Origin of the sequence: Pseudoalteromonas sp. NZS71_1 (assembly GCF_015864305.1) — a bacterium.
Taxonomy (GTDB): domain Bacteria; phylum Pseudomonadota; class Gammaproteobacteria; order Enterobacterales; family Alteromonadaceae; genus Pseudoalteromonas; species Pseudoalteromonas arctica.
Genome location: NZ_JADYXM010000001.1, coordinates 350929 through 364065, shown reverse-complemented (window position 1 = coordinate 364065; position 13137 = coordinate 350929). Strand labels below are relative to the sequence as shown.

At 38.3% G+C, this 13137-nt stretch carries 12 protein-coding genes; 11 read left to right on the top strand and 1 reads right to left on the bottom strand.

Annotated elements, in window-relative coordinates:
- Positions 1-130 precede the first annotated feature (130 nt).
- From I6F43_RS01525 to I6F43_RS01495, 7 genes are all read left to right on the top strand, one after another.
- On the top strand, positions 131-382 hold the full coding sequence (locus I6F43_RS01525; protein WP_007585454.1) for a hypothetical protein: 252 nt from the start codon (positions 131-133) through the stop codon (positions 380-382).
- 203 nt (positions 383-585) lie between these two features.
- Positions 586-849, top strand: a complete 264-nt coding sequence (locus I6F43_RS01520; RefSeq protein ID WP_010553937.1) for a CBU_0592 family membrane protein — start codon at positions 586-588, stop codon at positions 847-849.
- Between the two features lie 171 nt (positions 850-1020).
- Positions 1021-2751, top strand: coding sequence for a sensor histidine kinase (locus I6F43_RS01515; RefSeq protein WP_024591800.1), 1731 nt, complete (start codon positions 1021-1023; stop codon positions 2749-2751).
- Complete coding sequence (locus I6F43_RS01510) at positions 2744-4108, top strand: sigma-54-dependent transcriptional regulator (RefSeq protein WP_024591799.1); 1365 nt, start codon at positions 2744-2746, stop codon at positions 4106-4108. The genes I6F43_RS01515 and I6F43_RS01510 overlap by 8 nt, the downstream gene beginning before the upstream one ends.
- Before the next feature lie 174 nt (positions 4109-4282).
- A complete protein-coding gene (locus I6F43_RS01505; protein WP_024609207.1) occupies positions 4283-5239 on the top strand; it encodes a porin in 957 nt (318 codons plus the stop codon).
- A gap of 9 nt (positions 5240-5248) precedes the next feature.
- A complete protein-coding gene (locus tag I6F43_RS01500) occupies positions 5249-6724 on the top strand; it encodes an SLC13 family permease (protein WP_024609206.1) in 1476 nt (491 codons plus the stop codon).
- A gap of 178 nt (positions 6725-6902) precedes the next feature.
- A complete protein-coding gene (locus I6F43_RS01495; RefSeq protein ID WP_197100614.1) occupies positions 6903-8321 on the top strand; it encodes a coniferyl aldehyde dehydrogenase in 1419 nt (472 codons plus the stop codon).
- 148 nt (positions 8322-8469) lie between these two features.
- Here I6F43_RS01495 and I6F43_RS01490 read toward each other — a convergent pair whose 3' ends face one another.
- Complete coding sequence (locus tag I6F43_RS01490; RefSeq protein WP_007582012.1) at positions 8470-9195, bottom strand: tetratricopeptide repeat protein; 726 nt, start codon at positions 9193-9195, stop codon at positions 8470-8472.
- Positions 9196-9882: 687 nt separating this feature from the next.
- Here I6F43_RS01490 and I6F43_RS01485 point away from each other — a divergent pair.
- The 4 genes from I6F43_RS01485 to I6F43_RS01470 all read left to right on the top strand — a co-directional run bounded on the left by I6F43_RS01485 (position 9883) and on the right by I6F43_RS01470 (position 13135).
- Positions 9883-10746, top strand: a complete 864-nt coding sequence (locus I6F43_RS01485; RefSeq protein ID WP_197100613.1) for a DUF6279 family lipoprotein — start codon at positions 9883-9885, stop codon at positions 10744-10746.
- An 85-nt stretch (positions 10747-10831) separates the two neighbouring features.
- A complete protein-coding gene (locus I6F43_RS01480) occupies positions 10832-11860 on the top strand; it encodes an XdhC family protein (protein ID WP_197100612.1) in 1029 nt (342 codons plus the stop codon).
- Complete coding sequence (locus I6F43_RS01475; protein ID WP_197100611.1) at positions 11854-12447, top strand: nucleotidyltransferase family protein; 594 nt, start codon at positions 11854-11856, stop codon at positions 12445-12447. Before I6F43_RS01480 ends, I6F43_RS01475 begins: the two co-directional genes overlap by 7 nt.
- Positions 12448-12646: 199 nt before the next feature.
- On the top strand, positions 12647-13135 hold the full coding sequence (locus tag I6F43_RS01470) for a (2Fe-2S)-binding protein (protein ID WP_007582016.1): 489 nt from the start codon (positions 12647-12649) through the stop codon (positions 13133-13135).
- The last annotated feature ends 2 nt before the right edge of the window (positions 13136-13137 follow it).

Below are 13137 nucleotides of genomic sequence, written 5' to 3'. Positions count from 1 at the left end.
TAACCAATAATTTATTATGAGCTAGCTTGAACGAACATACCGCACAAAAATTCTAAAACCCAGTTGTCACCTTTACCTATCTAAACTGATATCATAGTCAATAACTCTTCATATAATACAGCAGAACTTAATGGCGAAACCTAATAAAAAAGGCCCTACTAAAACGGTTGATATTTTTTGCTCTGCTTGTAAAGCCTCTTTATTTAAATATCGAAAAGGGGGGAAAGGAGCATTAGTTAAGTGCTTTAAAGAGCGTATTAGCCAAGACTTTACAACTGAGGCTTGTATTTGCCCTAACTGTAGCCGGCCATTTGCCCGAGAAGCGATTATTCGCGGTGCGCCTGCCTATAAAATAATTGGCGGCAAAGTAACCTTTAAATAAGGTATATGAAGTAATACTAAACCGCAATAATACTTAATTAAGCGAATAAGTATAAAGCCTTGTGCATGCGGACATATGGCCTTGTTAGAATTTACCATATTGATAGAATCGCCCGGTTTGCTGTTTCAATGAATGAAAAAATACCCTCCCCATGGATCGGGCCAGTTTATTGGGTTATTTAAAAATGGATAAAGGATAGTTTCGTGATAGCACTCTTATTTGACATCATAGGCATGACAGGTACTTTTTTAGTAGTTGGTTCATTTTTTTTACTGCAGCTAGGTAAAACATCTCCAGCTAGCTTAACGTATAATATGATGAATTTAACAGGGGCAATTTTACTGTTAATTAGCCTTTGTTATAACTTTAATTTAGCGAGCTTTGTAATCGAAATATTTTGGATTGCAGCGTCGTTAATTGGCTTATATAAATATGTTAAAAATAGATCAACATTAGCTACAAATTAATTGTTTTTTTAATTTAATGCTAAACAGATCGCTGTAAACATAGTTGTTTACGGCGATTTTTGTTTTTAAACACTTTAAAACTGTTGTTAACAAAAAGTTTATATCTCTGCTAGAGATTAGCCGTTACACTAGCGCCCTAAAATTTTCTTGGCTATTTTTTGCGAGTTCTTCATGTTTTCTTTTTCTAAAAAAATCATTACTGTTTGTGTGTTACTCGTACTTATATTAGTTGTTACGTTTTGGCTTGGTCGCTCTCATGATGTTGAGCAAGCAACCTACCAGGCTGAGCGCCAAGTTACGCAATTAAATAACTATATTGATACTGAGCTTGCTCGTTTTTCTGCTATTCCCCAGTTACTTACCTATAACTCGTTAATGATAGACTTTGTAGATGCGCAGCCACAGCACTATAACGCTATTAATAACTACCTTGCTGATATTCAACAAGCTAGCGGTGCCTCGGATATTTTTGTTCTAAATACTCAAGGCGAAGTTATTGCCAGTAGTAATTGGCAAGCAGATTATACTTTTTTAGGTAGCAACTTTGCGTTTAGACCTTATTTCAAACGTGCATTTGCAGGCGAAAAAGTAGCGTACTTTGCATTAGGCATGCGCTCTAAAGAGCGTGGTATTTACTTTTCACAAGCAGTATATCGCGACAATAAAGCCATTGGTGTTGTTGTGTTAAAAGTGAATGTAAGTAAATTTGAGGATGACAGAGAGCTTCTAAATACTTCAAAGGGTAGTCACTTTTTTTTGCAGCTTGCAGATGAGGTAATTGCAATGTCAGATATGCAAATGTGGCGATTAAACAGCTTCACTGAGCTTGATATAACGATGCGCAGAGATATTAAATCTCGTCGGGCTTATTTAGATCATCAGCCTTTGTATATAAAGCAGTTTCAATTTTCTAATGAAGGTATTAAACATTTAAAAATAGATAAAAAACTTTACGTAATGTCGCAAAGACCTTTACGATATTTTAATGCCACAATGAACGTACTCGTTGATATAACAAAAGTTAATTCAGCTCAACTGCCTCGCTTATTTTGGGTATTTATTATCTGTAGCTTAGTTATTATTATTAGTTATATTTTATTAACTCGGTTTGCGGGTTATAAAAAGCTGGTGTACTCCAGACATAGCCTTGAACTTGAAGTCCTTGAGCGCACTCAGGCTTTGGAAAAAGTACAAACGGCTTTAGTGCAGTCTGCAAAGCTTGCGACAATAGGACAGCTAAGTGCAGGAATTAACCACGAAATAAACCAGCCGCTCAGTGCTATTAATACTTATTTAGCTTCGGCAAAGCGTTTATTAGCTAAAGGAAATACTTCAGCACTTGGTGAAAGCTTAGTAGTGATTGAGGGATTAGTTAATCGAGTGCACCAAATTGTAGGTCAGTTAAAGCATTTTAGTAAACCTTCCAAAATGCAGCTCAGACCTTACCCTCTTGCAGGGCTTGTTAATAACGCATTAATGATTTCTAGCGCGCAGTTAAAGCAAGATAACGTACAAGTAGAGCCACCTCAATTTGATGAAACAGTCGTTGTGTGGGTCGATTCGCTTAAATTTGAACAAGTACTCGTTAATTTAATTACTAATGCTAGCCAAGCTATGAATGGCGCAATTATTCGTAACTTAAGTTTTCAGCTGGAGTGTTTTGAAGAGCGCGTAAAACTGTCGATTTTAGATACTGGCTCTGGTATTGAGCAACATGCATTTGGTAATTTATTTGAACCTTTTTATAGTACTAAATCAAGTAAAGGTTTAGGCCTTGGTTTATCTATATCAAAACAAATAATAGATTCGTTTAATGGTTGTTTGAGCGCGCACAATCGAGTTGAAGGCGGGGCTGAATTTATAATTAGCCTCTCTAACAGGCAGGAAAATAAAGATGATTGACAGCTCTCCATGTAATCACATAATAGTCATTGATGATGAAGCAATGATCAGAGACTCTTTAAAGCAATTGCTCACTCTCGAAGGATACACCGTTGATTGCTTTAATGACGCAAGTACCGCTCTTAGCAAACTCAATAGGCGCTTTGCTGGAGTTGTGCTGAGCGATATAAATATGCCGAACATGGATGGCTTAACGCTTTTAGAGCAAATAACGGCTTTTGATAGTGAGCTCCCTGTAATATTTTTAACTGGTTACGCTGATGTATCGATAGCAGTTAAAGCGATGCAATTAGGTGCGTATGATTTATTTGAAAAACCAGTTAACGAACATCTTCTTGATTGCATAGCACGAGCGTGCGACAAACGAAGCCTTGTTATGGAGAACCGCGCATTAAAAGTAGCTGTACAGAAAACCTCAGCCCCAGGTGTACGCATACTAGGTGACACACCTAAAATGCAACACATGATGCACTTATTAAACACAATTATAGATACCCCAACCGATGTAATGATTGAAGGTGAAACTGGCACAGGTAAAGAACTTGTAGCGCGGTATCTACATGATCAGAGTAATCGCTCTAGCTGTAATTTTGTTGCTATTAATTGTGGCGCAGTACCAGAGCAGTTAATAGAAAGCGAATTGTTTGGTGCAGCAAGTGGTGCATATACAGGGGCTACTCAAAGTCGAAAAGGTAAGTTTGAATATGCACAAGGTGGTACGGTCTTTTTAGATGAAATAGAAAGCACTCCAATGGCACTGCAAGTTAAGTTATTACGCGTATTAGAAGAGCGAAAAGTAACACCTGTAGGCGATAACAAAGCAATTGATTTAAACATCAGAATTGTTGCAGCTACAAAAGTAGACTTACTTGCGTTAGTTGAAAAGGGTGATTTTAGAGCTGATTTATATTACAGACTTAGTTTGGTTAACGTTAATATTCCGCCATTACGAGAGCGAAAAGCTGACATATTACTTTTGTTTAAACACTTTAGCTCTATTGCTGCAACTCGCTATCATAAGCCGCCGGCGGCAGTAAATTACGAAATACAACAGCGGTTAGTTGCCTATGACTGGCCGGGCAATGTGAGAGAGCTAAGAAATCAAGCAGAGCGAGCTGTATTACTTGGTGCCGAACTTGCCTTTGCTGAAGTTAAAACACAACAATTAGGTGGCTTATCTCCCGATTTAAGCTTATCTGAAAAAGTCTCTTTTTATGAGCAGTCACTTATTGAGTACGCGCTTGAGCAAAACCACGGCAGTATTAAAAACACCATGGAAACACTGCAAATTGCTCGAAAAACACTTTACGATAAAATGAGTAAATACAATCTTAATAGAGATATGTTTACTGACTAAATGTGTGGGTTTGGTGACAAGACCCACTTTCTTATGTGTGGTAATTCACACGCTTTTATTTAAATTAAACGACTTATTTTAGTAAGCTATTGAAATAGATTGCTTTTATACACTTGGCAGTAAAGTTGCCTTATTAGCGCTACAACAAGTAGATTCTAATAATTAGGGCACACGATGACAAAAACTACACACACCTGTATTTTATTTCTATCCTATGGTTGCTTAGCTACATTTTCACACACATCTTTTGCTGCAGAGTACGCTGTATACGGTAAAGCCGAAGTACAAATTGCCAGTACTGATACGGGCATAATGCGTTATGCCGAAGAGGGTACTCAAATTGAAGCGCCATACTCGCGTATTGGTATTAAGGGCGATCATAAACTTAACGAATATTTAAGTGCTGTTTTTAAATATGAGGTACAAGTTAAAGGTTTTGAAGAAGATGATACGCAAGAGCCTTTTACTGCACGTAATACTTACTTAGGTTTAAAAGGTGCTTTTGGTGAAGTTGTTGTAGGTCGTAACGACACTCGCTTTAAATACTCTGAAGGTAAACTCGATAACTTTAACGAAACTCAAGCCGATATGGCACAGGTTATTGCAGGTCAAGACCGCCTCGGTGACACAATAACTTACACCTCAAACTATTGGCATAATACGCAGTTTTCATTTACTTATGCGCCAAAAGATGACAATAAAGACGATAAAGCAGGCTTTGCTGCTACGCTTATTTATGGCGACCGTAATTTAAAAAGTACTTCATATTATGTGTCGTTCAGTCATGTAGATTCACTTAACAATGTAAAAGCAAGCCGCCTTGTTGGTGTTTATAAGTTCGAACAATTACAACTTGGTGCGTTATACCAACATTCAGAATCAGTAGATGGCACAAAGTCGGGCAATGGTTACGTATTAAGTGCCAGTTATACACTTGATAAGTGGGTGCCAAAAATTCAATTTGGTAAAGATGACTCAACTCTTCGTCAAGCATCTGAGGCAACGCAATGGAGCACAGGCCTTGATTATGTATTTGATAAGCAAACTACAGCTTATCTTTTATATACCGATCTTAATTTAGAAGAACAAGACGACAGCAGTGTTGCGCTTGGTCTTAAATACAAGTTTTAGAGGCTAGCCATGACAGATAATATATTGACGCAAGAACCAGATAAGAACAGACATTTTCAATGGCTTTTTTTAGTACTGGGCCCTTTAGTAATGCTATTAACATGTTTACTTGATCCGCCAACAGGAATGTCGGTTGCGGCATTTAAAACCGCAGGTATAGCGTTTTGGATGGCATCGTGGTGGGTAAGTGAAGTTGTACCAATTCCGGCAACTGCATTGCTACCACTGGTAATATCACCACTGGCTGACATAGCAGCAATAAAAAGTGTGGCTGCGCCATATGCACACCCGTTAATCTTTTTATTTTTAGGCGGATTTTTAATCTCTATCGCTATGGAGCGATGGGGGTTACATAAACGTATAGCGCTTAGCACCATGTTATATGCGGGTAAAAAACCAAGTTTACAAATTTTAGCTATGATGCTTGTTACTGCATTTTTATCTATGTGGATGTCTAATACTGCGACAGCCGTAATGATGTTGCCTATTGCACTTTCAATTACCAATTTGGTTAAGCAATCAGACCCAAGTAATGAAGGGTTTGGCAAAGCATTGCTACTATCAATTGCTTATGGTGCAAGCATTGGTGGTATTGCTACTTTAATTGGTACACCGCCTAATGCATTAATGGCTGCATACCTATCTGACAGTTACCAAATTGAAATAGGCTTTGCTCAGTGGATGATTGTAGGCGTACCACTGTCTTTAAGTATGCTTATTATTAGTTGGGTTTGGCTTACCAAATTTGCGTATAAAGTAGATGCTAATGTTAAAAACGATCAAAAAATTGATACCAAAGCGGTATTTTCTGAACAGTTAAAAAAGCTTGGAATAATGCAACGCGCAGAAAAAGGCGTATTGTTTGTATTTGTGCTTGCTGCACTTTGCTGGATATTTAGACCTTTATTGGGTGATATAACAGGTCTTAAAATTTCAGATACTACAATTGCAATTGCTGCTGCATTACTGCTGTTTGTAATGCCTGCTAATAAAGGCAGTGATGAGCGTATTCTTGATTGGCAAAACGCCTCACAAGTGCCTTGGGGCGTATTGCTATTGTTTGGGGGCGGACTTACGCTTGCATCTCAAATTAAATCGTCAGGTCTTGCCGAGTTTATTGCTCACATGATTGAAGGCGCAAGTGCGATTCCTCTTGTTATGAGCGTACTTGTTGTGGTTGCTTTAATTACATTTTTAACTGAAATTACAAGCAATACAGCAACCGCTGCAGGTTTCTTACCGTTATTAGGTCCTGTTGCTGAATCGATAACAGGTTCACCCCTTGTATGGGTTATTCCTGCTGCTATTGCGTGTAGTTGCGCATTTATGATGCCTGTAGCAACACCACCAAACGCTATTGTGTTTGGCTCAGGGCAAATTCAAATGCGCGACATGATAAGAGCCGGCTTTGTGCTAAATATTGTCGCCATTGTATTAATTACGCTAGTGACAATGACTATCGCAGCGCAAGTATTTGGCTTTTAAAGCTGTACTAAATTAGTTCCAACCAGTAGCTTTGTTTATATTTACAGTTTTAAACAAAGCTACTCTTTATACTTATTTATATTGCTCAAGAAGCTCTTTTTTAGATAATTAGTGTTATTGCTCGAAAAACAGAACAAGGTTATAGTCTGCGGTAACTTTAAAAATTGAGTAATCTATTTTGAGCACCGACACATCACAGGCAATGCCTTTAATTCCCCTATTTGATGAATTGCAAAAAAGCTTTCTCGAAACACCTTACTTGCCAATTGATAAACGTCTCGTTTTATTAAAAAAACTCCGTGTACGTATTGTTGAACTTGAGCAAGAGCTAGTGGATGCTGCTTCAAAAGACTTTGGTTACAGAACCGCTTTCGATACTCTACTTGGCGATATATTGCCTACGGTTCAAACACTCGCGCACATTATCAAAAAGCTACCAAAATGGGCAAAGCCAAGTAATCGCTCTGTAGGTTTAAGTTTGTGGCCTTCAAAAGTAAGTGTTAATTACCAACCTAAAGGTGTGGTTGGTATTATTGCACCGTGGAATTACCCGATTCAGTTAGCGTTAGTACCTGTGCTTACCGCCATAGCTGCCGGTAATAGAGTTATGCTCAAATTAAGCGAGTTTACACCTCACACAAACGCCGTTATCGAAAAAATATTTAAAGACGACATGCAAGCGCATTGCAAAATAATACAAGGCGGTAGCGACGTAGCCGCGCAGTTTTCATCACTACCATTTGCTCATTTATTATTTACGGGGTCATCGGCCGTTGGTAAATTAGTAATGGCTTCAGCGAGCCGTAATTTAACACCAGTAACGCTTGAACTCGGTGGTAAATCGCCAGTTATTATTACGCAAAATGCCGATATTAAAAAAGCGGCGCAAGCTTTACTGTTTGGAAAAATGGCCAACGCAGGGCAAATATGCGTTGCTCCCGACTACGTATTTGTACCCAAAGCGCTTGAGCATCAGCTGGTTCAGCAATTATGCGAGCTTTATAAAAAGCACTTTAAAGACGGTGTTGAAGGTAAAAACTTAACCTCTATTATTAGCGATGCACACTATAAACGTTTAGCAACCTACTTAGAGCAAGCACAAGAGCTTGGCGCAAACATTATTAAGCCACTTGAGCAAAACCAGCAAGATGAGCAAAAACATCGTATGGGGCTGCATTTAGTGACTCAAGTAACTGACGAAATGCAGCTAATGCAAGATGAGCTATTTGGCCCAATACTACCAATAATGAGTTATGACACGCTCGACAGCGCAATTGACTATATTAAAGCCCATCACCACCCGTTAGCGCTTTATATTTTAGGGCAAGATAAGCACGCTCAAGAATACATTATGAAGCAAACAATCAGTGGCACTGTGGCAATAAACGATACGTTAGTGCAAGTAACTGCTGACGATGCCCCTTTTGGTGGTGTAGGGCATTCAGGAATGGGGCATTATCATGGCATAGAAGGGTTTTTAACGTTTAGCCATGCTAAAAATACGTTAGTATCGGGCTCGTTTAATCCTCGTATTGTTATGCTGCTAAAACAAAGCAAACTTCTTATTAAGCTACTAAAGTGGCTTTACATAAAATAAGAGTGTGTTGATTTGGTAAAGTTGAATAGATTTTGAATCTGCTAAATCAAGATATATTAAAAAGGCTGAATTACGTTATGTAATTCAGCCTTTTTTAGATTAGTTTCAAACTAAGGTTAAGGTCTTAAACTCTTAATAGTCTTAAACTTTAAAATAAGCGACCTTCGCCAGCATAGGTACCCACTTGTATTTTTGCATAAATGGCATCGGCTTTTTCTTTAGCTTCTTCAATTTCTTTAGGCAGCATTTTACGCTCATCAAGTTTGCGGCTATGACTCGCTTGCATATTGCCGTTGTACTCAGCGATAGTATTCCAAATGTACGACTTTTCTAAATCTTTTGGCATACCTAGCCCTTCAAAATACATGAGGGCTAAATTGAATTGTGCTAAAGAGTAATTGTTTGCAGCTGCTTTTTCGTACCAGTTGCGTGCCGCTTCATAATCTCGCGTAACGCCCACGCCATTGGAATACATTACACCTAAATTAAACTGAGCCGCAGGCAGGTTTTTATTGGCTGCTTTTTCAAATAAGGTAACAGCCATTTGGTGATCAAGCTTTACGCCTTTACCTTCGTCGTATAAAACAGCTAACGCAAACATTGAATCCGGATGGTTCTTTTTAACGCCTTGTTGATAAAGCGCAGCTGCTTTGCGGTAATCGCGTGTTACACCGTATCCACCTTCGTATAATTTAGCTAGTTCGTAAATTCCTGGCGCAAAACCTTTATCGGCAAGGTATTGAAATTCTTTTAGGGCGACTGCAAATTCACCTTCGTTAGCTGCTCTTATGCCATCTTCTAATGTTGCATGAGCGAAAGGGCTGGCAAGTAAAACGCCAGCAAGAACGAGTGCTTTCAAATTAAACTGTGACATATTAATGTCTCCAATTAGTAATAGTTACGATAGGTTTTAGGGCCAGTATATCTTGCCGCGATTAAATAGCGCCTAAATAGAACAAGTTTTAATCCCGAAAGGTAAACAGACTTTAGTTAAATGCTAAATTATTAAATTTTTGCACTATTTGTGCATTTTAAACGTTTAATACTCAATGTATTTAAGTAGAGACTAAATCGGTTATTATAAATAGATGCAAAAAAGGGTGTCTACTGTTATGTTTTACGCCAGCTTTAGCGCAAACGCAAGGCGATACCTTATCAGATCGTGCGTATAAAATGTAAATAATAGCGCGGTGGACTTTTAAGGTAAGTAAACGAGTTTAAGAAGTGTAAGATACAGATTTTATAGAAAATTTAAAGAAATAAAAAAAGCCCGTTAGGGCTTTTTTGAGTCATATTAACCGTCACTAATATGAGCAATGTAGCAAGTAAATGTGATATTTGATGTTATTACTTGGGTCGAGTAAGTAATAACACGAAGCGGCACGCTCTTCTTTTAATGTGTCAGCATCCTTGCTGAATATTCTTCCGTAGGCACTGAGGTCGTTACACTGTGTTTGTGCGAACGATTATCAGTTAGATCTAAATGCAAGTCAACACTTAAATGATAATTATTATCAAATGAGTTTTGAGCTTTGCCACAATCTAAATAATAGAGAAGGTTATGCTTAATAATTTCAAAGCAAAAAAACTAAAACAGATATGCCTTGCTGTAAGTATGTTGTTTTTATGTAGTTGTTCGGCATCTTTTACTTACAATAATTTGAGTTGGCTTTCATCGTTTTGGGTTGACGATTATGTTGATTTAAATAAAAAGCAAAATACACAGCTAAAAAACATAATTACAACAACACAAAATTGGCACCGAACTACCCAGTTACCCGCCTACAGACAAGACATACAAAATATAAAAGTATTGTTTAACCAAACATTGGAGGCTAAACAATTAAAAACACAGGTTGTGCTTGCAAAACAACATTGGCAGAACCTACTTGGGTACGCAAAACTGCCTTTAGCTGAGCTTGGAGCAACCTTATCAAGTGAGCAAAGAGGTGAGCTTTTAGACAATATCCAAATAAAAATTAACGACGAACGCGAAGAGTTTAACGAACAAACCCCGCTTGAGCGAAAAAGTGAGCGTTTGGAAGAGCAATTTGAATACTACGAGCAGTGGATAGGCAAGCTTAATAAACAACAAAAAGCGCTGATTAAATCAACTAATGAACAACATCGAGACTCAGGAGCGCTGTGGTTAGAGTACAAGAAAAACCGTTTGAATGCAGCCAAACAGGTATTTAAAAATGCTGAAATTACAAAAAAAGAATTTATAAATCAGTTAAGTACAGTTATTGAAGAGCGCGAACTTTATATGAGCGACGCACTATTGAAAAGCAATGAAGCAAACTTAAATTTATATATAAATTTACTCTACGAATTAAACCTAACTCTAAATGATAAACAACGCCAAAGCGTTAATGATCAATTTGATGAGTTAATTGAGACCTTAAACGATATAATAGAAAACTAAATTGTGCGTGAATTATTAAGTTTTAAATTAGCTGTTTAGGCTGGTTTGTTTTTAAACGCAAAAAATGCTTTTTAAAGGGCAATATATGGTTACAGATTTGAAAAGTATCTTAAACACTTGGTATCTCAATAGGGATAACCAAGAATGGGTTTTAGCTACTTTGTACAAAATTGAAGGCTCTAGCTACAGAAAACTAGGGGCTATGATGCTTATTTCGAGCCTAGGCGAGCGCTTGGGGATGCTTTCGGGAGGCTGTTTAGAAGCTGACATACAGCGCCACGCTAAACAAGTAATGAGTACTTTAACCAGTAAAACCATTAGTTATGATGCCACCGATGAAGACGATTTAACATTTCAACTTGGCATTGGTTGTGGGGGTATAGTACATATTTTACTGCAGCCTATTCATAAGGCTAATGACTATTTACAGTTAGAGCTTGTATCTAAAGCACTTAATGAGAATAAACCAGGGCGATATCTTCAACAAGTAAGCCCCATTTTGCCAGCCGGTAGTGGTGTATTTACGCAAAATGATGAGTTGCATGGTTTATCAATGAACCGCAAAGCGCAGTTGGTAGAATTACAAGGCGCTACGTGCTTGCAAACCTCTATTTATCCACCGCCCCATCTATTAATAGTAGGTGGTGGCGCTGATGCAGTTCCGGTTTATACATTTGCCAAACAACTTGGTTGGAGTGTAACTGTATGGGATACACGTGCTGCCAATGCAAAAAGGCAATATTTTAAAAATGCTGATGCTATTTTGCGCTTCACACCGAGTGAGTTAAAAGAATATTGCATAACTAATAAAGTAGATGCTGCTATTTTAATGGCTCACAGCGTTGAACTTGACGCCAGTACGTTGGCTCAATTTAAAGATGTTCCTTTTAAATACATAGGGTTATTGGGTCCTAAGCACAGACGTGAACAAGTTTTAGAGCACGCAAATACGCGAGTATCACAAATTAAGGCTCCTGTTTTTGGGCCTGTCGGTTTAAATTTAGGCGGCGACTCGCCAGAGAGTATTGCACTATCGCTGATCAGTGAAATACATGCAGTGCTGTGTGACAAAAATGCCCAATCGCTAAGCCATTGGGGGCAAGAGGCGTGCTAATTGCAAAAGTTGTTTTAGCCGCAGGTCAATCATCTCGCTTTAACGGCTGTAAATTAACGGCTGATATCGGGTTTGGCAAAACAATGATTGAGCATGCAGTAAATACACTTCAAGCACTTGATGACACACCTGTATATGTAGTTACCGGGGCATGGCATAAAGAAGTATCACAAGCACTGGCAGGTTATAAAAACATAGAGCTCATTGAGAACAAGCAATGGAGCCAAGGTTTAGGTAATTCAATCGCGATAGCTTCTCAAACAGTGTTTAAAAATAAGTCCTTTGATGGGGTTTTATTTATGCTCGCGGATCAGGTTGAGCTAAAAGTAGCGCACTTAAGTGAGCTAATTACTGGTTTTACACGTAATCCATCGCGCTGGTGCGCGAACTATGGCGAGCGTTTAGGCGTACCCGCTATATTCCCAGCAGTTGATTTATCTCAGCTTGCAAGCTTAACTTCAGATAGAGGTGCACAGCAATTACTGCGCTCCAGCAGTGAGGTCGTCAATACAATTAGTTTACGTAGTGCGAGTTTAGACATAGATACTCAAAAGCAGCTAAGTAATTTTATAGCTAAAAATGAGTGAAAAAGTAGTAGTAGGGCAAAATAAGTTTTAGCTGCGCTAACGCTTTAGTGCAGTGGTTATGGTATTTAGCTGTTAATGTAGCTGATGCGGTAACTATATGTGTTATGGATTAGTAGTTACAACAATCTTAACTGTTATAACCTGCGTTTAAATTAAATAATTTAAACGCGGGTTATAAAGCTTAATCAAGGGGCAAGCTATGGTGACGTTTACAATTAATGGCAAGGTGGTTGAATCACACGCAAGTGAAGATACACCATTGTTATGGGTTATTCGTGATGAAATTGGATTAAAAGGTACGAAGTTTGGTTGCGGTATTGCAATGTGTGGTGCGTGTACGGTGCATTTAGATGGGCAAGCAACTCGCTCATGTGTTTTACCAATTGGCGCAATTGCAGGAAAAAACATTACCACAATTGAAGGGCTTAATAACGAACACCCACTTCAAAAAGCATGGGTTGAAGAGCAAGTACCACAGTGCGGTTACTGTCAATCGGGGCAAATAATGCAAGCTGCTACATTACTAGCAGCTAACCCAAGTCCTTCAGATGAAGAAATAGTAAGCCATATGAATGGTAACTATTGTCGCTGTATGGCTTATAAACGTATTAAAACTGCTATTCAACGCGCTGCAGATGAGTCACAAAGTGTAGTAAATATATTTGATCCAAATGCACAAGACGCTTAACT